General features: G+C 66.0%; 14 protein-coding genes. 9 read left to right on the top strand and 5 right to left on the bottom strand.

The window, feature by feature from the left end; translation table 11 throughout:
- Positions 1-61: 61 nt before the first annotated feature.
- Positions 62-979, top strand: a complete 918-nt coding sequence (gene glsA, locus AVT10_RS15865; protein WP_066693667.1) for a glutaminase A — start codon at positions 62-64, stop codon at positions 977-979.
- 287 nt (positions 980-1266) lie between these two features.
- On the opposite strand, the gene AVT10_RS15860 is transcribed toward glsA, so the two are convergent.
- Positions 1267-2595, bottom strand: coding sequence for an amidohydrolase (locus AVT10_RS15860; protein ID WP_066693663.1), 1329 nt, complete (start codon positions 2593-2595; stop codon positions 1267-1269).
- Positions 2596-3006: 411 nt separating this feature from the next.
- Between AVT10_RS15860 and uvrB the strand changes: the two genes are divergently transcribed.
- The 3 genes from uvrB to AVT10_RS15845 all read left to right on the top strand — a co-directional run bounded on the left by uvrB (position 3007) and on the right by AVT10_RS15845 (position 6540).
- Positions 3007-5208, top strand: coding sequence for an excinuclease ABC subunit UvrB (gene uvrB, locus AVT10_RS15855; protein WP_066693660.1), 2202 nt, complete (start codon positions 3007-3009; stop codon positions 5206-5208).
- A gap of 286 nt (positions 5209-5494) precedes the next feature.
- Positions 5495-6019, top strand: coding sequence for a hypothetical protein (locus tag AVT10_RS15850; RefSeq protein ID WP_066693654.1), 525 nt, complete (start codon positions 5495-5497; stop codon positions 6017-6019).
- Positions 6019-6540: a hypothetical protein gene (locus tag AVT10_RS15845; RefSeq protein ID WP_066693652.1), complete on the top strand. Its 522-nt coding sequence runs from the start codon at positions 6019-6021 to the stop codon at positions 6538-6540. The genes AVT10_RS15850 and AVT10_RS15845 overlap by 1 nt, the downstream gene beginning before the upstream one ends.
- Before the next feature lie 597 nt (positions 6541-7137).
- Here the strand turns inward: AVT10_RS15845 and AVT10_RS15840 are convergent.
- The 4 genes from AVT10_RS15840 to rpoB form a co-directional block, all read right to left on the bottom strand.
- Entirely contained in the window at positions 7138-7914 is a 777-nt protein-coding gene (locus tag AVT10_RS15840) for a formate/nitrite transporter family protein (RefSeq protein ID WP_066693649.1), read from the bottom strand.
- Positions 7915-7971: 57 nt separating this feature from the next.
- On the bottom strand, positions 7972-9045 hold the full coding sequence (locus AVT10_RS15835; protein WP_066693646.1) for a DUF5694 domain-containing protein: 1074 nt from the start codon (positions 9043-9045) through the stop codon (positions 7972-7974).
- Positions 9046-9288: 243 nt separating this feature from the next.
- Positions 9289-13569 carry a DNA-directed RNA polymerase subunit beta' gene (rpoC, locus tag AVT10_RS15830; protein ID WP_066693644.1) on the bottom strand — a complete coding sequence of 1427 codons (4281 nt, stop codon included), beginning with the start codon at positions 13567-13569 and terminating at the stop codon, positions 9289-9291.
- Between the two features lie 129 nt (positions 13570-13698).
- Positions 13699-17844: a DNA-directed RNA polymerase subunit beta gene (gene rpoB / locus AVT10_RS15825; RefSeq protein WP_066693643.1), complete on the bottom strand. Its 4146-nt coding sequence runs from the start codon at positions 17842-17844 to the stop codon at positions 13699-13701.
- 310 nt (positions 17845-18154) lie between these two features.
- Here rpoB and AVT10_RS18410 point away from each other — a divergent pair, with 310 nt between their 5' ends.
- The 5 genes from AVT10_RS18410 to AVT10_RS15805 all read left to right on the top strand — a co-directional run bounded on the left by AVT10_RS18410 (position 18155) and on the right by AVT10_RS15805 (position 22174).
- Positions 18155-18361: a hypothetical protein gene (locus AVT10_RS18410; protein WP_126014109.1), complete on the top strand. Its 207-nt coding sequence runs from the start codon at positions 18155-18157 to the stop codon at positions 18359-18361.
- Between the two features lie 370 nt (positions 18362-18731).
- Positions 18732-19904 (top strand): hypothetical protein, encoded by a 1173-nt coding sequence (locus AVT10_RS15820; protein ID WP_066693641.1) that lies wholly within the window; start codon positions 18732-18734, stop codon positions 19902-19904.
- Between the two features lie 73 nt (positions 19905-19977).
- Positions 19978-20499 (top strand): DUF2975 domain-containing protein, encoded by a 522-nt coding sequence (locus tag AVT10_RS15815; RefSeq protein ID WP_066693630.1) that lies wholly within the window; start codon positions 19978-19980, stop codon positions 20497-20499.
- Complete coding sequence (locus AVT10_RS15810) at positions 20499-20729, top strand: helix-turn-helix domain-containing protein (protein ID WP_055789110.1); 231 nt, start codon at positions 20499-20501, stop codon at positions 20727-20729. The genes AVT10_RS15815 and AVT10_RS15810 overlap by 1 nt, the downstream gene beginning before the upstream one ends.
- A gap of 20 nt (positions 20730-20749) precedes the next feature.
- Entirely contained in the window at positions 20750-22174 is a 1425-nt protein-coding gene (locus AVT10_RS15805) for a M16 family metallopeptidase (RefSeq protein ID WP_198158615.1), read from the top strand.
- Position 22175 lies beyond the last annotated feature (1 nt).

Raw genomic sequence — 22175 nt, 5'->3', positions numbered from 1 at the left:
ACGGTTCGCCTTTGGCAGGTGCGCGTGCTACCCGGTGATCGTATAGCAACAAGGAACTGCCATGACCGACCTCGCCCGCATCGTCGCCGAGGTGACGGAGGAGATCACCACCAACGCCGCCGAGATCGAGCAGGCGGCCGATGCCGGTCTCGACTATCCGCCCGACTGGTTCGGCATGGCGGTGGCGACGCCGGATGGTGGGCTGTTCCATGGCGGCTATTCGCATATCCGCTTTCCGGTGCAGAGCATCGCCAAGGTCTTCGCGCTGGAACTGGCGCTGGAGGCGTGCGGGGACAAGGTGTTCAAGCGGGTGGGACGCGAGCCGTCGGGCGATCCGTTCAATTCGATCGTCGACCTCGAACGCAACAAGGGCGTGCCGCGCAATCCGTTCATCAACGCCGGCGCGCTGGTGGTGTGCGACATTCTGGTCGAGCATAAGGGCGACGATGCCTCGGCACGGGCGGTGGTCGAGTTCGTGCGGCGGGAGGCGGGCCTTGGCGAGGTCGTCCTGAACGACGACGTGCTGGAAAGCGGGCGCAAGGGCGGCGACCTGAACCGTGCGATGATGAGCTTTGCCAAGCATCACGGCAATCTGCATTGCGACATCGACGAGGTGATGGAAGCCTATGTCCATCAATGCGCGATCGAGCTAAGCGCGCAGTCGCTGGCGAAGGCGGGGCTGTTCCTGACCCGCACCGCGCGCACCGGCGATGCAGAGGACGACAAGCGCGCCAAGCGGACGCGGCGGTTGCTGTCGCTGATGACGACCAGCGGGCAATATGACGGGTCGGGCGACTTCGCGTACCGCGTCGGGCTGCCGGCGAAGAGCGGCGTGGGTGGCGGTATCCTCGCCATCGTGCCGCAGGTCGCGTCGATCGCGGTGTGGTCGAACAATCTCGACCGGCAGGGAAATTCGATCCTGGGGGTGAGGGCGCTGGAGTTGCTGGCGGACAAGGCGGATTGGTCGGTGTTTGGGTGATCATATCCGTTCGTCCTGAGTAGCCATTGAGCTTGTCGAAAGGGCGTATCGAAGGACCGCGACAGGTACTTCGATACGGGTTTTCGACTTCGCTCGGCCCCTACTCAGCACGAACGGTTGTGTTTACGCTTCCGCCCGTCCGCCCCCCTTCCGTTTGCTTCGAGCGGAGGTTCGAGCCTGCCGAGAACCGTAGTCGAGAAGGGGGTTGTTCCAGGCAACCGGGAGTTCTCGACGGACGCTTCTCGACAGGCTCGAAGCTGCTCGAACCGAACGGGGTAAGGAGCAGGTCAGTTACCCGACTGCGGCCCCAGCAAATCCAGCACCGCTGCGGTCATCGCGATCGTTCCTGTCACGATCGATGGCTCCGGCGCGACCTTGAACAGTGGCGAATGGTGCGACGGCACCGGCGCCCCGCCATTCCGGGCCGCGACGATGTCCGCCATCGGCGTGCCGCCGACCGCGAAATAATAGCCTTTTACCTTGGAATCGGGCTGGACCAGATAGGCGAAGTCCTCCGCGCCCATGCCGGTCTGTTCGAACGGCACGACATTCTTCGGGCCCAGCGTCGCCGCCATCACCGCGTTGAGGCGGCGGGCGAGGGGGCCGTCATTGATCGTGGTCGGCGTGCCCTCGATCACCTTGGCGGTCGGCATCTTGTCGGCGGGCATGCCGTTCAGCGTGCCGATGCCGGTGGTCACACGCTGGATGCCGTCGAGCAGTTGCTTGCGCGTGCCCTCGTCATTGGCGCGGACGGTCACCTGCAATTTGGCCATGTCGCTGATGATGTTGTGCTTCAGCCCGGCATGGAACGAGCCGACGGTGATGACGCCCGGGTCGAGCGGCTGGCGTTCGCGGCTGATCAGGCCCTGCAAAGCGATCACCAGCTGCGACGCCATATAGACCGGGTCCTTGCCGGCATGCGGACTGGCGCCGTGCGCGCCGATGCCGGGGACGTCGATGTCGACCGAGTCCGACGACGAATACTGGATGCCCTCCGACGCCGACACCATCCCCGCCGGCAATCCGGCGGCGACGTGGAAGGCGAGCGCGTAATCGGGCTTGGGAAAGCGACTGTAAAGGCCGTCGGCGAGCATCGCCTTCGCCCCGCCGACGCGTTCCTCGGCAGGCTGGACGATGAAGACGATCGTACCCTTCCACCGGTCCTTCAGCGCCGCCAGCCGGCGGGCGGTGCCGACCATCGCGGTGATATGGGTGTCGTGGCCGCAGGCGTGCATCACCGGTGCCTCGACCCCGTCGACGCCGACCTGTCGCGCCTTGCTGGCATTGGGCAGGCCCGATTTCTCCTCGACCGGCAGGCCGTCCATGTCGGCGCGGACCAGCACGGTCGGCCCGGGGCCGTTCTTCAATACGCCGACGACGCCGGTGCCGCCGATGCCGGTGGTGACCTGCATCCCGGGCACGGCGCGCAGCTCGGTCGCCATGCGTTCGGCGGTCTTCACCTCCTTGAACGACAATTCCGGATTGCGGTGGAACCAGTCCCACATGCTGCCCAGCGACACCTTGTAATCGGCGCGCACCGCTGGGGCCCAATCGGGTTCGGCCATGGCCGGCGTCGTGGCGAACAGGCAGGCGGCGGTGGCGATCAGTTTGCGCATGGTTCGGGTCCCCTTTGGGGCGTCAAGCTATCGGGTTCGGGGCGGGTGTCGAGAGGGTTTCGGTTCGGGCGAAGGTTGCGAAGAAGAAGGTCGTTTTCGCGCGGAGGCGCGGAGGCGCGGAGCAGGTTTCGTGACCGGCCAGCGCTTGTCCCGCCCCGAACGTCACCCCAGCGCAGGCTGGGGTCTCCTGGTTGTGAAGCGCGCGCCTCGCCGCGCAGATGCCAGCCTTCGCTGGCATGACGATATCCGGCGTTCGGCGGCGCAACGAGGGACGGTTCCACCAGCGCAACCCCTCCGCGTCTCCGCGCCTCTGCGCGAACCAGTTCCTTCTTCTTCGCGCCGTCGTGTGAATCGCAAAACCGGCCACCCCGAATGTTGCCGTCCCGTTCTGCGACACCCATATTCGGACCCATGGCGATCATGATCCGCACCGACCTGTCCGAGCCGGAAACCGGGCAGACCTTCATCCCCCACCGCCCGGCCCGGCCGGAGAAGGTGGATGCGGGCAAACGCTTCGTCATCAAGTCCGATTACCAGCCCGCCGGCGACCAGCCGACCGCGATTCGGGAACTGGTCGCGGCGGCGAAGGGGGGGGAGAAGGATCAGGTGCTGCTTGGCGTTACCGGGTCGGGCAAAACCTTTACCATGGCCAAGACCATCGAGGAATTGCAGCGCCCGGCGCTGATTCTCGCGCCGAACAAGATACTTGCGGCGCAGCTGTACGGGGAAATGAAGTCGTTTTTCCCCGACAATGCCGTCGAATATTTCGTCAGCTATTACGACTATTACCAGCCCGAAGCGTACGTTCCGCGTTCGGACACGTACATCGAGAAGGAAAGCTCGACCAACGAGGCGATCGACCGGATGCGCCACTCGGCCACCCGCTCGCTACTCGAGCGCGACGACGTCATCATCGTCGCGTCGGTGTCGTGCCTGTACGGTATCGGATCGGTCGAAACCTATTCGGCGATGATCTTCGACCTGAAGAAGGGCGATGTCGTCGACCAGCGCGAGATCGTGCGCAAGCTGGTCGCGCTGCAATACAAGCGCAACGACGCCGCGTTCCAGCGCGGCAATTTCCGCGTGCGCGGCGACAGCCTAGAGCTGTTCCCGTCGCACTATGAGGACAGCGCGTGGCGTATCACCTTTTTCGGGGACGATATCGAGGAGATTACCGAGTTCGACCCGCTGACGGGCAAGAAGATCGCCAATCTCAATTCGATCCGCGTCTATGCGAACTCGCACTATGTCACCCCCGGCCCGACGCTGAAACAGGCGGCGGAGGCGATCAAGCATGAGCTGGCCGAGCGGCTGAAGGAACTAGTGACGGAGGGCAAGCTGCTGGAGGCGCAGCGGCTGGAACAGCGCACCAATTTCGACCTGGAGATGATCGCCGCCACCGGTAGCTGCGCGGGGATCGAGAATTACAGCCGCTTCCTGACCGGCCGCCTGCCGGGCGAGCCGCCGCCCACTTTGTTCGAATATCTGCCCGAGAACGCGCTGCTGTTCGTCGATGAAAGCCACCAGACGATCGCCCAGATCAACGGCATGTCGCGCGGCGACCATCGCCGCAAGATCACGCTGGCCGAGTACGGATTCCGCCTGCCCAGCGCGATCGACAACCGCCCCTTGCGCTTCAACGAATGGGACGCGATGCGCCCGCAGACGGTGTGCGTGTCGGCGACGCCGGGCGATTGGGAAATGGAGCAGACCGGCGGCGTGTTCAGCGAACAGGTCATCCGCCCGACCGGGCTGATCGATCCGCCGATCACGATCCGCCCGGTCGAGGAACAGGTCGACGACCTGATCCACGAGGCGAAGGAGACGGCGAAGCTCGGCTATCGCACGCTGGTCACGACCCTCACCAAGCGCATGGCCGAGGATCTGACCGAGTTCATGCATGAGGCGGGCCTGAAGGTCCGTTACATGCACTCGGACGTCGAGACGCTGGAGCGTATCGAGCTGATCCGCGATTTGCGGATGGGGGTGTACGACGTGCTGGTCGGCATCAACCTGCTGCGCGAGGGCCTCGACATTCCCGAATGCGGGCTGGTCGCGATCCTCGATGCCGACAAGGAAGGGTTCCTGCGCTCCGAAACCTCGCTGATCCAGACGATCGGCCGCGCGGCGCGCAACGTCGACGGGCGGGTGATCCTCTATGCCGACCGCATCACCGGCAGCATGGAGCGCGCCATCGCCGAGACCGATCGCCGTCGCGAAAAGCAGCGGGCGTATAACGAGGCGCACGGCATCACGCCGACCACGATCAAGCGCCAGATCGGCGACATCATCGCCGACGTCGCGTCGCGCGATCAGGTGACGGTGGAGATCGACGAAGAACGGCCGCATATGGTCGGCCATAACCTGCGGTCCTATATCGAAAGCCTCGAAAAGCAGATGCGCGAGGCGGCGGCGAACCTGGAGTTCGAGACTGCCGGGCGGCTGCGCGACGAAATCCGTGCGCTCGAAAGCGAGGAACTCGGCCTGCCGGCGAGCGAGCACAAGGCGCCGGTCATGGGGCGGTCGAACGAGGGCAAGCCGGGGACGCGCAAGACGCGCTATGGCAAGCAGAAGGCGATGCGGATGGCCGGCGGGGGCGGGCGGCGGCGGTAGTTCGCCTGTCGTTCGCGCGAAGTCGGGAATCCATAAACGTCGTCGTAGCGGCTGGAATCGCAATGCCAGCGCATCTGGCCACCCGCCTTCGCCGGGGTGACGACGGAGCAACTGTCCTCATCCCGGCGAAGGCCGGGATCCATTGTGTCGGGTGTTCTCGGCTCCATCGCGACGTTCCGTGACCATGGATTCCGGCTTTCGCCGGAATGACGAAGGGGACGAAGGACGGCGCAGGGCGGCCCCATCCCCGGTTGAGGCTGCCGCCCGCATCGCCCATAAGGGGGGCATGCGTATCCTGTTCCCCCTTTCCGCCGTCATCCTGCTGGCCGGGTGTGTACCGCCCGGTGCGCCGCCCGGGACCGAAGAGGTGCCGGCGCCCGCACAACGTCCGGTGCCGGTCCGGCCGACTCCGGTGGCACCGGTCGCCGACTGGCGCGACCTGCCGCGTACGCCGGGCGACTGGCAATATCGGGGCTTAAGCGGCGGATCGGCGGCGAGCTATGGCGTGCGCGGTGCCGCGCCGCTGGCGACGCTGACCTGCGACCGGGGGGCGGGTCAGGTGACGATGCTCTTTGCCACCGCGCGCCCCGTCGCCGGCCCCGTCACGATCCGCACGACCAGCACACAGCGGACACTGAACGTCCAGCTGATGGCGGGCGGGGTCGGGGTGGCGCTGCCCGCCAGCGACCGGTTGCTCGACGCGATCGGGTTCAGCCGGGGGCGGTTCGTGGTCGAAGGGACGCCGGTCGGGCGCCTGGTCCTGCCCGCCTGGGCCGAGGTGCTGCGCGTGACCGAGGATTGCCGCCGCTGATGCGGGGGCGGGCGCTGGTCGCGCTGCTGGCGCTGGCAGGCTGTTCGAGCGAACCGCCGCCGCCTGCGCCCAAGCCCACTGCCCGCGCGACACCCGCACCCCGCCCGACTCCGTCGCCGCGTGTGCTCAGGCCCGGGCAGTTGCCGACGCCCGAACTGGACGGGGCGGTGTCAGTGACCGGAACGTGGTCGGCGAAGCCCGGCGCGGCGACCTTTTCCGACGAGCAAGGCATCGTCTTCGCGATTCGCTGCGACCGGTCGGGCCGGCAAATCCTGCTTTCGCGCGGCCCCTTCGAGGGCGATTCGATCCGCCTGTTCACCGATGACGCCGCTGCGACCTTTCCGGCACAGATGGTCGACGGCGCGTTGGAGGCGGCGGTCAGCACCGGCCAGACCTTCCTCGACGCGCTGGCCAAGGCGGAGCGGTTCGGGATCACGTCGGGCAAGACCCCGGTGCTGCAGGTGCCCGGCAACAAGGCGATCGGTGCGGTGGTGCGGGGATGTCGCCCGGCGGGGCGCTGAACGCGGCCCGGGCGGTCGAGTATGGCGGAAACATCGTGCAATACAAGTCTTGTACGCAGGCCGCGGATGCCCCACGTTCGGGATGCGCACCGGTCGGTGCGTAACGGCTTTAACTAGCGAAAGGAGGTGATCCGATGTCTCATGGTTCAGCAATGGGGTCGGTTCAGTTCGTTCGGGAGACGCGCCGCTAAAGCGGGTCGGCCGCGTGCGGGGGGTATCCTCCCCCAGTCAACGCCGTGGCCCCATGCAAGCGGCTCGCATGGTCTCCCGGGCTGGAGCTTCCGGCCGCTGACCATGCTTGAGGTCGCCGGGCGTCGAGAGACCCCGGCGGCCTCTTTCATATTTGGGCGCGGGCGATCGTAACGGTCGCGACCGACCAACGACAGGTGGTTACCGTTCTCGTCATCCCGGACTTGATTCGGGGGGCCGCTGTATCGCCGACGTCGCAGAAGAAGCGGGACCCCGGATTAAGTCCGGGGTGACGGTGGAGCGGTTTTCCCGACGTCCCACAGACGTCGCCCCAGCGAAGGCTGGGGCCTCGAGCGGCTCTTGTCCCGTACGGTCATGGGGAGATTTGCCGGGGCGGGCCGGCGACGGTTACTTCGCCAGCACCCGATGCCCCGCCGCGAGGGTGATCGCCACCAGCGACCCGCCGACGATATTGCCCGCCGTCGCCAGTAACAGATTGCCGAGCAGCGGCCCGACCGGCACCGCCGCATGGTCCAGCGCCCAGGCGATCGGCAGCAGCGTCATGTTCGCCACCGAATGTTCGAACCCCGCCGCGACGAACAGCGTGACCGGGCCGATCACGGCGGCGATCTTGCCCGCGACGGTCTTGGCCCCCGTCGCCATCCAGACCGCGAGGCAGACCAGCATGTTGGCGAGCACGCCCGATGCGAGGAGTTCGCCCCAGTCCTTCGCCAGCTTGGTATCGGCGGTCTTCAGCGCCGCCTGTGCGACCGCGCCGTCGATCGCCTGCGGAGCGCCCGATGCGACGAACAATGCCGCGATGGCGAGGCTGCCGATCAGGTTCGCGACCCACACCACGCTCCAGTCGCGCAGCGTCTCGCCGATGCCCAGCCGATCCTGCGCGGCGGGCAGGACCAGCATCGTGTTGCCGGTGAACAGCTGCGTGCCCGTGACCATCACCAGCATCAGCCCGACCGAAAAGGCGATGCCCGACAGCAATCGCGTCCCGCCACCCGGCGTCATCCCGGCCTGCGCGACCAGATAGCCGATCGCACCGAAGCCGATCTGCGCCCCCGCCGCGATGCCCAGCAGGACCATCGCGCCGAGCGGCGGGCTGGTCTTGGCCAGCATGGCGTCGTCGACGCTGTCGGCCAGCGTGTCGGCGGTTGCGTCGTCCTGCGCCATGGCATGTCCTCTCCTGTTATCCAGCGGACAACGACCGGACGCCGCGCCGGCTCCGGATCAGCGCAGCAGCGGCATCACATCGACGATGCGGACGTCGTGCATCTGGTGCAGATACGCCTCCAGATACGGCTTGTGCGACGCGCCGACGATGACCAGCGCGCGCATCCCCGGCGCCTCGCCCAGCATGTCGCGGATGTTGGCGGCCATGCGCAGGTTGCGGGTTTCCCAATAGGCGACATATTGCCGGCCGAAACGCTGGGGGGAGGGTTCCTCCAGCGCGGCGCCGAAGTCGCTGTCGAACGCGATCTGCCCCTGACCTGGCGCGTTATAGCCGCGATAGGTGGTCAGCACGCCTGCGCTCGTGGCCAAATCGCCCTGCATCGCGTCGATCGCCGCCATCCGCCGCTTGAGCACCGGATTGTCCCATGCGGCTTGCATCGCCTTGCCATAGGCGGCTTCCTCCGCCTTCGGCATCGCGCGATCGGCGCTATGGTCGTCCATCGCATAGACGCGCTGGAGGCCGAGCCGCACGGCCAGTCGTGCCGCGATCATCAGGCTTTCGTCGCGGCGGGTCTCCAAGGTGGTCAGTCGCGCGACCAGCACGGCGTCCAGCCCGTCGCCGGCCTTGCGCTCGGCGACCGGCAGCCGCAGCCACTGCACCAGCGCCGATGCCGGTTCGCCGCCGGCGAGGAACAAGGCCGCCAGCTTGCGCCGGTCGGCCGGCCTGGGCGTGGCCGGCAACGTCGCCAGCAACGCTTCGAACTCCGCATTGGCGGCGGGCACATCGAGCCCCGTCGCGGCTCTGGCCGGTGCCGGGTCCCAGCAATAGTCCGGCACGGTATCGGCATAGCGATAGGGGTAGCGGCGCAGTTGATCGCATTGCGCGCCTGACAGCGCCTCGATCGCAATCGCCTGCGGCTTCCACGCCGCCAGCCGGTCGAGCAGCGGGGCGAGCGCCTCCGGGCGGAACCGGTCGGGCAGTTGCGACAGATGCGGCGAGCCGAGCACCATGACGTCGTTGGCCGGGCCGGAGCGTGGCCCCTTGTGCGCCGATGGGTCAAAGTCGGTGCGATAGGTCTGGGCGGCCGCCGGCGCGGCGAGCAGCAGGAGCGCGAACAGGATGCGGTGCATGGGTCCCCCTTGGTTCGCGGCAGGGTAGGACGCGCGCGCGGGGGAGGGAAGGTGGCGCCGAACCACCGTCACCCCGGACTTGATCCGGGGTCCCGCTTCTTCTTCACGGCGGCAGGAAAGAAGCGGGACCCCGGGGCAGGCCCGGGGTGACGTGTTGGTGTGTGCGGTGCCTTGCTCCCCAAAACGAAACCGCCGCCCGGTTGCCCGGACGGCGGTTCGTTCAACGCACGAAGACCCGAACGATCAGTCGTTCAGATACTCGCCCGCATCGGCGTCGGTGCCGGTGCCCGAGGGCACGACATCGGCCAGCGGATCGCTGACGCCCTGGCCGTCGCGGGGCGAACGGGCCAGTTCGGCGGCATGTTCTTCCTCGGCCGAGTTCGGCGCGATGAAGCCCGCCAGCGCCCGCTGCTGGGCACGCAGTGCCGCATCGCGCGACGAGGCCGCGACGCGCAGGCGGTTCATGCCGGCACCGGTGCCCGCCGGGATCAGGCGGCCGACGATGACGTTTTCCTTCAGACCGTTCAGGCTGTCGATCTTGCCCTGCACCGATGCTTCGGTGAGGACGCGGGTCGTTTCCTGGAACGATGCGGCCGAGATGAAGCTGCGGGTCTGCAGCGACGCCTTGGTGATGCCGAGCAGCACCGGCTTGCCCTGTGCCGGGGCCAGACCCGGCGCGAGCTTTGCATTGGCTTCGTCCATCTCGTCACGGTCGAGCTGTTCGCCGGCGAGCAGGGTGGTGTCGCCACCGTCGGTGATCTCGACCTTCTGCAGCATCTGACGAACGATCGTCTCGATGTGCTTGTCGTTGATCTTCACGCCCTGCAACCGGTAGACGCCCTGGATTTCGCTGACGAGATATTCGGCCAGCGGCTCGATGCCGAGCGTTTCCAGAATGTCGTGCGGGTTCGGCGAACCCCCGATCAGGTTGTCGCCGCGCTTGACGTAATCGCCTTCCTGAACGTCGATCACCTTCGACTTCGGGATCAGATACTCGACGACCTCGCCGCCATCCTCGGGCTGGATGCCGATCTTGCGCTTCGCCTTGTAATCCTTGCCGAACACGACGCGGCCCGAAACCTTGGCGATGATCGCCGCCTCCTTCGGGATGCGCGCCTCGAACAGCTCGGCGACGCGCGGCAAACCGCCGGTGATGTCGCGGGTCTTGGCCGATTCACGGGCGACACGGGCGAGAACGTCACCCGCCTGTACCTGTGCACCGTCCTCGACCGACAGCACCGCGCCCGGCGCCAGCATGTAGCGCGCGGCCTCGCCCGAATTCGCGTCGAGCAGGGTCATGCGCGGACGCAGATCCTCCTTCGACTTCGACGTCGCGCGATATTCGATGATCTCGCGCTGGGCGATACCGGTCGCTTCGTCGACGCGCTCGGTGACCGTCTTGTTCTCGATCAGGTCGATGAACTTCACGGTACCGGCGGTTTCGGTGATGACCGGGGCGGTGAACGGGTCCCATTCCGCCATGCGGTCGCCCTGCGAAACGATGTGACCATCGTCGAACAGCACATACGCACCATAGGGGATGCGGTGGACCGACAGGTCGCGGCCGTCCATGTCGACGATCGCGATCTCACCCGAACGGCTGAGCACCACCCGGCGCCCGCGCTGATCCTCGATCAGGCGCAGGTCGCGGAACTCGACCGTGCCGTCGACCGGCGCTTCGAGGTTCGACTGTTCGTTCAGCTGTGCCGCACCACCGATGTGGAAGGTACGCATCGTCAGCTGCGTGCCCGGCTCACCGATCGACTGCGCCGCGATGACGCCGACCGCTTCGCCGATGTTCACCGGCGTACCGCGGGCGAGGTCGCGGCCGTAGCAGGTGCCGCAGACGCCGACCTTGGCTTCGCAGACCAGCGGGCTGCGAATCTTCATCGCCTGAAGGCCCATCGCCTCGATCTTCGCGACCATGGCTTCGTCGAGCAGCGTTCCGGTCGGGAACACGACTTCGCCGGTCTTCGGATCGACCACGTCCTCTGCCGTGGTCCGGCCGAGGATGCGTTCGCCGAGCGACGCGATGGTCGCGCCGCCTTCGATGATCGAGCGCATTTCGAGCGCACGCTGGGTACCGCAATCGTCCATGATGACGACGCAGTCCTGCGACACGTCGACGAGACGGCGGGTCAGGTAACCCGAGTTCGCCGTCTTGAGCGCCGTATCCGCAAGGCCCTTGCGGGCGCCGTGGGTCGAGTTGAAATATTCAAGGACGGTCAGGCCTTCCTTGAAGTTCGAGATGATCGGCGTTTCGATGATCTCGCCCGACGGCTTGGCCATCAGCCCGCGCATGCCGGCCAGCTGCTTGATCTGCGCCTGCGAACCGCGGGCACCCGAGTGGGCCATCATGTAGATCGAGTTGATCGGCTTCTCGCGACCCTTCATCGGACCTTCCTCGTAGCGGCGGACCGCCTTGATTTCGTCCATCATGCTGGTCGCGACCTGATCGCCGCAACGGCTCCAGGCGTCGATCACCTTGTTGTACTTTTCCTGCTGCGTGATCAGGCCGTCCTGATACTGCTGCTCGAAGTCCTTCACCTGATCGCGGGTCTCGTCGACCAGCTTGTCCTTGTCCGGCGCGATCAGCATGTCGTCCTTGCCGAACGAGATGCCGGCACGGAACGCGTGGCGGAAGCCCAGCGCCATGATCGCGTCGGCGAACAGCACGGTCTCCTTCTGACCGGTGTGGCGATACACCTCGTCGATGACGTCGCCGACGTCCTTCTTGGTCAGCAGGCGGTTGACCGTGTCGAACGGCACCTTGTGCGACTTCGGCAGGCATTCGCCCAGCAACATGCGACCCGGGGTGGTCTCATAGCGCTTGAGATACTGCTGACCATTCTCGTCGGTTTGCGGAACGCGGCTGACGATCTTGGTGTGCAGCGTGACGGCGCCGGCGTGCAGTGCCTGATGCACCTCCGCCATGTCGCCCAGCAGCATGCCTTCGCCCGGCTCGCCGGTCTTTTCCATCGACAGATAGTAGAGACCCAGCACCATGTCCTGCGACGGCACGATGATCGGCTTGCCGTTGGCGGGCGACAGGATGTTGTTGGTCGACATCATCAGGACGCGCGCTTCCAGCTGCGCTTCGAGCGACAGCGGAACGTGCACGGCCATCTGGTCGCCGTCGAAGTCGGCGTTGAACGCCGAGCAGACCAGCGGGTGCAGCTGGATCGCCTTGCCCTCGATCAGCACCGGCTCGAACGCCTGGATGCCCAGACGGTGCAGCGTCGGCGCGCGGTTCAGCATGACCGGGTGCTCGCGAATGACTTCGTCGAGGATGTCCCAGACTTCCTTGCGTTCCTTCTCGACCCACTTCTTGGCCTGCTTCAGGGTCATCGACAGACCCTTGGCGTCCAGACGCGCGTAGATGAACGGCTTGAACAGCTCGAGCGCCATCTTCTTCGGCAGGCCGCACTGGTGCAGCTTGAGTTCCGGGCCGGTCACGATGACCGAACGACCCGAATAGTCGACGCGCTTGCCGAGCAGGTTCTGGCGGAAGCGGCCCTGCTTGCCCTTCAGCATGTCGGACAGCGACTTCAGCGGACGCTTGTTGGCGCCGGTGATCGTGCGGCCGCGACGGCCGTTGTCGAACAGCGCGTCGACCGCTTCCTGCAACATGCGCTTTTCGTTGCGGACGATGATGTCCGGCGCGCGCAGTTCCATCAGCCGCTTCAGGCGGTTGTTGCGGTTGATGACGCGGCGGTACAGGTCGTTCAGGTCCGACGTCGCGAAGCGGCCGCCGTCGAGCGGCACCAGCGGACGCAGTTCGGGCGGAATGACCGGCACGACGTCGAGGATCATCCATTCGGGACGGTTGCCCGATTCCAGGAAGCTCTCAACGACCTTCAGCCGCTTGATGATCTTCTTGGGCTTCAGTTCCGACTTGGTGACGGCCAGCTCTTCGAGCAGGTCCCGCTTTTCACCCTCGAGGTCGAGGTCGATCAGCATCTGCTTGACCGCTTCGGCGCCGATCCCGGCCGAGAACGCGTCCTCGCCATACTGGTCCTGCGCGTCGAGCAGTTCGTCCTCGGTGAGGAGCTGATACTTTTCCAGCGCGGTCAGGCCCGGCTCGATCACGATGTACGATTCGAAGTACAGCACGCGCTCGAGCTGCTTGAGCTGCATGTCGAGCAGCAGGCCGATGCGCGACGGCAGCGACTTCAGGAACCAGATGTGCGCGACCGGGGCGGCCAGTTCGATATGGCCCATCCGCTCACGGCGGACCTTCGACACCGTGACTTCGACACCGCACTTTTCGCAGACGATGCCCTTGTACTTCATGCGCTTGTACTTGCCGCACAGGCATTCGTAATCCTTGATCGGACCGAAGATGCGCGCGCAGAACAGGCCGTCACGTTCCGGCTTGAACGTGCGATAGTTGATCGTCTCAGGCTTCTTGATCTCGCCGAACGACCACGAGCGGATGCGCTCCGGCGAGGCGATGCCGATCTGGATCTGGTCGAAGGTCTCCGGTTTGGCCACCGGGTTCGCGAAATTGGTCAGTTCGTTCATGATCTTACCTCATAGCCCTCTCTCCTTCAGGGGAGAGGGTTGGGAGAGGGGAAGTGCGGAGAGGGTAGCGGGCTGGACTGCCCCTCTCCCCGACCCTCTCCCCGCGAGCGGGGAGAGGGAGAAGGTCGCTTATTCCGCCGCCTCGGCCAGTCCGTCATTCTCCTCCAGGCTGCTCAACTCGATGTTGAGGCCCAGCGAGCGCATTTCCTTGACCAGCACGTTGAAGCTCTCGGGGATGCCGGCCTCGAAGGTGTCGTCGCCCTTGACGATCGCTTCATAGACCTTGGTGCGGCCGACCACGTCGTCGGACTTCACCGTCAGCATTTCCTGGAGCGTGTAGGCGGCGCCATAGGCTTGGAGCGCCCACACTTCCATTTCCCCGAAGCGCTGGCCACCGAACTGCGCCTTGCCGCCCAGCGGCTGCTGGGTGACGAGGCTGTACGGCCCGATCGAACGCGCGTGGATCTTGTCGTCGACCAGATGGTGCAGCTTCAGCATGTAGATGATGCCGACGGTGACCATCCGGTCGAACTGGTCGCCGGTCCGCCCGTCGAACAGCACCGACTGACCCGAGCTGTGCAGCCCGGCCAGCTGCAGCATGTCCGACACGTCGCTCTCACGCGCGCCGTCGAACACCGGGGTGCCCATCGGAACGCCCGTGCTGATGTTCTGGACCAGCTCGGCCAGCTGCTCGTTCGAACGCGTGTCGAGGTCCTCGGCATAGTGATCGCCGTAGATCTCCTTCAGGCGATCCTTGACCGCCGCCGGCATTTCGCCCGCGACCGCATCCGGGTTCGCCTCGCGCCAGTCGCGCAGCGACCGTGCGACCTGCATACCCAGGTTGCGCGCCGCCCAGCCAAGGTGCGTTTCGAAGATCTGCCCGACGTTCATGCGCGACGGCACGCCCAGCGGGTTCAGCACCAGGTCGACCGGCGTTCCGTCTTCGAGGAACGGCATGTCTTCCTGCGGCAGGATGCGCGAGATGACACCCTTGTTGCCGTGACGGCCGGCCATCTTGTCGCCCGGCTGCAGCTTGCGCTTCACCGCGACGAAGACCTTGACCATCTTGAGCACGCCCGGCGGCAGCTCGTCGCCACGCTCCAGCTTCTCGCGGCGGTCGTGGAACTTGTCGGTGATACGCTTCACCGCCTCGTCATACTGCGCCTTGATCGCTTCGAGATTGCCCTGCGCCGCGTCGTCGGCGACGGCGAAGCGCCACCACTCATGCTTTTCGACGCTGTCGAGCAGGTCGCGGTCGATGACCACGCCCTTCTTGACGCCCTTGGGCGCGGCCGTCGCGGTCTGCCCTTCGAGCATCTCGCGCAGGCGCGACCACGTCGCACGGTTGAGGATGCCGCGCTCGTCGTCCGAGTCCTTCTTCAGGCGCTCGATCTCCTCGCGCTCGATCGCCATCGCGCGCTCGTCCTTGTCGATGCCGTGACGGTTGAAGACGCGGACGTCGACGACCGTACCCGACACGCCCGGCGGCAGGCGCAGCGAGGTATCGCGCACGTCGCTGGCCTTTTCACCGAAGATCGCGCGCAGGAGCTTTTCCTCCGGCGTCATCGGCGATTCGCCCTTGGGCGTGATCTTGCCGGCGAGAATGTCGCCCGGCTCGACCTCGGCACCGATATAGACGATGCCCGCCTCGTCGAGGTTGCGCAGCGCTTCTTCACCCACGTTGGGAATGTCGCGGGTGATGTCTTCCGGCCCGAGCTTGGTGTCGCGGGCCATCACCTCGAACTCGTCGATATGGATCGACGTGAACACGTCGTCCTTCACGATCCGCTCGCTGATGAGGATCGAGTCCTCATAATTGTAGCCGTTCCACGGCATGAACGCGACGAGCGCGTTGCGGCCCAGCGCCAGTTCGCCGAATTCGGTCGACGGGCCGTCGGCGATGACTTCGCCCGCCTTCACCACGTCGCCCACCTTCACCAGCGGACGCTGGTTGATGCAGGTCGACTGGTTCGAACGCTGGAACTTCATCAGCGTGTAGATGTCGACGCCGCTCTCGGTCGCATCGACCTCACCGGTCGCGCGGATCACGATGCGGGCCGCATCGACCTGATCGACCACGCCCGCCCGCTTGGCCGAGATCGCCGCGCCCGAATCGCGCGCCACGGTCTCTTCCATGCCGGTGCCGACGAACGGCGCTTCCGCCTTCACCAGCGGCACCGCCTGACGCTGCATGTTCGAACCCATCAGCGCGCGGTTGGCGTCGTCGTTTTCCAGGAACGGAATGAGCGACGCGGCGACCGACACCAGCTGCTTCGGGGACACGTCCATCAGCGTGACGTTCTCGGGCAGCGCCATCAGGAATTCGCCGGCCTGACGTGCCGACACCAGTTCCTCGGCGAAGCTGCCGTCGTCGTTCAGCGCGGCCGACGCCTGCGCGACGGTGTGCTTCTGCTCTTCCATCGCCGACAGATACACGACCTCGTCCGAGACCTTGCCGTCGATGATGCGACGATAGGGGGTCTCGATGAAGCCGTACTTGTTGACGCGGCTGAAGGTAGCCAGCGAGTTGATCAGACCGATGTTCGGGCCTTCCGGCGTTTCGATCGGGCAGATGCGGCCATAGTGCGTCGGGTGAACGTCGCGGACCTCGAAGCCGGCGCGCTCACGCGTCAGACCACCCGGCCCGAGCGCCGAGACGCGACGCTTGTGCGTCACTTCGGACAGCGGGTTGGTCTGGTCCATGAACTGCGACAGCTGCGACGAGCCGAAGAATTCGCGCACCGCGGCGACCGCCGGCTTCGCGTTGATGAGGTCGTTCGGCATGACCGTCGATACGTCGACCGACGACATGCGCTCTTTGACCGCACGCTCCATGCGCAGCAGCCCGACGCGATACTGGTTCTCCAGCAGCTCGCCGACCGAACGCACGCGGCGGTTGCCGAGATTGTCGATATCGTCGACTTCGCCCTTGCCGTCCTTCAGGTCGACCAGCGTCTTGACCACAGCCAGAATGTCCTCGCTGCGTAGCGTGGTCACCGTGTCCGGCGTGTCGAGGTCGAGCCGCATGTTCAGCTTGACGCGGCCGACGGCCGACAGGTCGTAGCGCTCGGGATCGAAGAACAGCCCTGCGAACAGCGCTTCGGCGGTTTCCAGCGTCGGCGGTTCGCCGGGGCGCATCACGCGATAGATGTCCGACAGCGCCTGTTCGCGCTCCTCGGCCTTGTCGACGTTCAGCGTGTTGCGGATCCACGGACCGGTCGACACATGGTCGATGTCGAGCAGTTCGATCCGCTCGATGCCGGCCTGGTCGAGCAGTTCGAGATTCTCGGGCGAAACCTCGTCACCGGCTTCGATATAGATCTGGCCGGTCTGTTCGTTGATCAGGTCATAGGCGCTGTAGCGGCCGAAGATTTCCTCGGTCGGGATCAGCAGGTCGGCCAGCCCGTCCTTGCCCGCCTTGTTGGCGAGGCGCGGCGAAATCTTGGTGCCGGCCGGGAACACGACTTCGCCGGTGTTGGCGTCGACGATGTCGAACGCCGGCTTCTGGCCACGCCAGTTTTCCGGCGCATACGGAATGCGCCAGCCGCCTTCGCCACGGACGAAGGTCACGCGGTTGTAGAAGTGGTTGAGAATGTCCTCGCCCGTCATGCCCAGCGCATAGAGCAGCGACGTCACCGGCAACTTGCGCTTGCGGTCGATGCGGACGTTGACGATGTCCTTGGCGTCGAATTCGAAATCGAGCCACGACCCGCGATACGGGATCACGCGCGCGGCAAAGAGATACTTGCCGCTGGCGTGGGTCTTGCCGCGGTCATGGTCGAACAGCACGCCCGGCGAACGGTGCATCTGCGACACGATCACGCGCTCGGTGCCGTTGATGAAGAAGGTGCCGTTCTCGGTCATGAGCGGCATGTCGCCCATGTAGACGTCCTGCTCCTTGATATCGAGGACCGAGCGGGCCTCGGTATCGGCGTCGACCTCGAACACGATCAGGCGCAGCGTGACGCGCATCGGTGCCGCATAGGTGATGCCGCGCTGACGGCATTCCTCGACGTCGAACTTGGGATCTTCCAGTTCGTAGGTGACGAAGTCCAGCTCGGCGGTGCCGGCGAAGTCGCGGATCGGGAATACCGACCGCAGCGTCTTCTCAAGCCCGGAAACATAGCCGATCGACGGGTCGCTGCGCAGGAACTGTTCGTAGCTCTCGCGCTGAACCTCGATCAGGTTCGGCATCTGCACCACTTCGTGGATGTCGCCGAACACCTTGCGGATGCGGCGCTTGTGCGTGCCGGTTGCGGTTGCCTTGGTCGCCATGGGGTCGTGGGCCTCGCTTGCAGTCAAATCTCGTGCCCGGTGGCCACCGGGCTGGCGTGCAAACAGGACGACGAAAGCCGCGTCACCCACCGGGGGCCGCAGCTGATCGAGCGTCCTGGAATGGCGACAGGCCCATACATGCAATGCGCTGCGCGACGACGCATTCTTTCCCGGTCCTGAAGCAAGCCAGCCATATAGAAGCCGGGGCGGGGCCTGTCAACGCGGTGGAACTTTTTGGGTAGTGTCTCAGTTTGAAAATCGATGTTGATCCGGTGGCATCCGGCACTCGTCTCCTGTATGCTTAGCACATGTGCCGAACAGTGATGTCGAGCGCCAGAATCTCATGGTTCGCAGGCTCATGCGCTGGTTCATCCGCGTCGCCTACGCATTCTCCAAAAAGTTCGACAACCACGTCCATGCGTCGTCGCTCTACTTCGTGTTCTACAACTTCGGCCGCATCCATAAGACCCGGCGCATGTCGTCCGCGATTGCCGTTGGTCTAACTGACCGCCTGTAGTCGTCGGACGATGTAATCGCGCGGATTGACGTGGACGCACCACCGCCTAACTGTCGAGGGCGATGCAAGAAGCGGGGATTGGCGGTATGAAGCCCGGCCGGGTCAAAGCCGACCTAGAGCGCCGTCTAGGGCGTTCGCTTACGGAAGAGGAAGACAAAGTCCTTCGCGGGCAACGCATCTATGGCGTAACGGCCGGACGGTCTGCGAAGGAAACAGGACGAGCGATGCGGAAGGCCGTTTTGAGCTGTCGAAATCAAAGCTGAGGCACTATCGAACCATTCTCTCGGTTGGGCGCGCATTCGGCTCGCTTCGTCGTATCCGGGGCCAGGGCAGGCTGACGCGGAGGCAAAAACCCCGGTTGAGGGCTGTCATGCAGTTCCACCTTCCGCTCGCGGCGCTCGTCGCGATCCTCGCCGTGCCCGCCGCCGCGCAGCAGACGTCGCCCGGCGGGTCGATCCCGATCTACGACATCACGCCGCAGGCGGTGCCGACTCCGTCGCCCACGCCGACCGCGTCGCCGACTCCGCGCGCGACGCCCACGCCGACGCCGCGCCCGACCGCAGCCGCCGCACCCCGGCCGGTCGCGATCCCGACCCCACGCGCGACCGCCACGCCCGCCGCGCCGCGCCCGACGCCCAGCCCCACGCCCGCGCCCACTCCGCAGGCGGAGCCGGTGCCGGCTGCCGAGCCGACCTATGTCGGGCAACCGGTCCTGCCGCTGCCGACGCCCGAGCCATCGGCACAGCCGGCACCGGCACCGACTCCGTCGCCCGAGGCGACACTGGCCGCGCCGGCGTCGACGGCCGACACGGTGCCGTGGTGGCTGTGGTTCCTCGGCGGTGTCGCCGTGGCGAGTGGCGTCGCCTTCGCGCTGAGCCGTCGCCGCAACGCGGCCGAGCCACACTACGAGCCGGCGCCGTTGGTGCCGGAACCGCCCGCGCCGCCGCCCGTGCCACCGGTTCCGGTCACCCCGGCGCCGCAACCCGTCCGCCCGCCCGTCGCCCCCGCTGCTCCGGTGACGCCGCCCACGCCGGTCGCACCGACGCCCGGACCGTTCCTCGAATTTCAGCTCGCACCGCTCAGGGTCGGGCTGGAGGGGGATCGTGCGCTGCTCGATTTCGACCTGACCGTCGGCAATCCGGCATCGATGGCGGTGGCGGAGGTCCGCATCGCCACGCTGCTGATCACCGCCAATGCGCAGCAGGACGAACAGATCGCGGCATTCTTCTCCGACGCCGACAAGCGCGGGCTCGACCCGTTCCCGCTGGGGGGCGGCGAACGTCGCCATCTGGAAGCGACGATGGCGCTGCCGCGCGCGGCGGTGAACATCGTGCAGGCCAACGACCGCGCCTTCTTCGTGCCGATGATCGCGATCGACGCGCGCTATCGCTGGGACGACGGTCGCGAATCGCGCACCACGGCGGCGTTCATGGTCGGTCCGGCCGCGCCGCAGGGCAAGCTTGCCCCGATCTTTGCCGATCGCGGCGACCGCATGGTCGATCGGCTGGAAGTACGATTGCACGGCCAGGTCCGCCGGACGTAAGCCGGATCGCATCGGCTATTGCCGATTATCGATATCCGGCCTAGCGTTCGGTTCAACGGGAGAAGGGGGCGGCATGGTGCGGCGTGACCGGATATTGCGATTCACCGTCGCGGTGCTGCGCGTCCTGCTGGTCCTCAACATCGCCTTTGCGTTCGCGTTCCTGATCGGAACGCTGGCCAGCTTTCCGTTCCACGACCTGCTCGCCGGGCGCATCGCCGTGAAATATCCGGCCGCCGATGTCGAACGGGTCGTCGGCGGCATCCGGGCGCTGCTGTTGCTGGGCGTCGCGGCCTCGGTGCCGGCGCATGTCATCTTTTCGCGGCTGATCGCGATCATCGGCACCGTATTGGCGGGGGAAACCTTCGCGTCGCCCAATGCCCGGCGGGTGCGGGCGATCGGCTGGGCGCTGCTCGCCATCCAGTTGCTCGACGTGCCGCTATGGCTGATCGTGCCGAGCTTTGCCGGCATGAACATCCGGCTCGACGGGTCGTCGGTGTCGATCGGCGGCTGGCTGTCGGTGCTGGTCGCCTTCATCCTCGCCCGCGTGTTCGCCGAAGGGGCGGCGCTGCGCGAAGATCTCGAGGGAACGGTCTGATGGCGGTGCTGGTCCGCCTCGACGAGGTGCTGCAGGCCCGGCGCATGACGCTGACCGAACTGGCGCAGGCGGTCGACATCACGCTCGCCAACCTGTCGATCCTGAAGACGGGCAAGGCGCGTGCGATCCGCTTCACGACGCTGGACGCCATTTGTCGCGTGCTGGAATGCCAGCCGGGCGATATTCTGGTCCATGCCGATACGGGCGAGGAATCCGATACCGACGACTGAACAGCAAAGGGGGGACGGACATGACGGCGTTGATGAAGCGGCTGTTGCTGGGGGCGGCGCTGGCCGCATTGCCGGCGATGGCGACCAGCGCGGCGGCGCAGCAGCGCCCGACCGCCGCAACCGCTGCCGCCGCGCCGGCGAAGCTCGCGATCGACATGCGCTACCTGACGCTGCCCAACGAGCTGCGGGTCGTGCTCTCGCGCGATACGCTGGCCCCGACGGTCACCGTCGGCGTCTATTACGGCATCGGCTTTCGCGTCGAACCGCGCGACCGCACCGGCTTTGCCCATCTGTTCGAACATCTGATGTTCCAGGGGTCGCAGAACGCGCCCAAGGGCGTGTTCATCAGCACGATCAGCAACGCCGGCGGCGTGCTGAACGGATCGACCCGGTTCGACTTCACCAATTATTTCGAGATCGCGCCGTCGAACGCGCTGGAGCGCATCCTGTGGCTGGAGGCCGACCGCATGGCGCGGCCGGTCATCGACGATACGGTGCTGAAGAACCAGCAGGGCGTCGTCGGCAACGAGGTGAAGGTCAACGTCCTCAACCAGCCCTACAGCACCTGGCCATGGATCGACCTGCCGATGCTGGCCAATACCAACTGGTATAACAGCCACAATTTCTACGGCGACCTGAAGGAGATCGAGGCGGCGACCGTCGCCGATGCGAAGCAGTTCCATTCCGCCTTCTACCGCCCGAACAACGCCGTCCTCGTCGTCGCGGGGGACATCGACTATGCGCAGGCCGAGGCGATGGTCCGCAAGCATTTCGGCCCCCTGCAAAAGGGTGCGCCGGTCACGTTGCCCGACCTCAGCGAACCGCGCCAGACGGCCGAGAAGGTGCGCAGCCGCGTCGATGCGCTGGCGCCCAAGCCCGGCTGGGCGGCGGGCTATCACATGCCGCCGCGCGGCACGCCCGAATGGTATGCGATGGGGCTGATCGACCAGATGCTGGTGCAGGGCGACGACAGCCGCCTGGTCCGCAAGCTGAAATCGGAAACCGGCATCACCGGCGACCTGTCGGGCGGGATCAACGCCTATCTGGGCACCATGTATAACTACAACGGCCCGATGCTGTGGGCGTTCAACTTCACCCACGACCCGAAATTCAGCGATGCGCAGATCCGGCAGGCGGTCGATGGCGTGATCGACGGGTTGCGCACCACGCCGGTCACCCAGGCCGAACTGGACCGCGCCCGCACCAAGCTGCGCTCCGACCTCTATTCGTCGGTCGATGGCGGGATGCGGATCGGGCTGATCGACCTGCTCGCCGTCTATGCGCTGTTCGACAATGATCCGCAGGCGGTGAACCGCATCGAATCCGGCTTCGCGAAGGTCACGCCTGCGCTGATCCAGAAGACGGCGGTTGAATATCTGCGCCCCACCAACCGCTCGATCTACACCATCCAACCCGGCACTGCCGCAGCCCAGGGAGCCAAGTGAG

Origin of the sequence: Sphingomonas hankookensis (assembly GCF_001619955.1) — a bacterium.
GTDB classification, from domain to species: domain Bacteria; phylum Pseudomonadota; class Alphaproteobacteria; order Sphingomonadales; family Sphingomonadaceae; genus Sphingomonas; species Sphingomonas hankookensis_A.
This window is presented reverse-complemented; position numbering and strand designations above follow the sequence as displayed.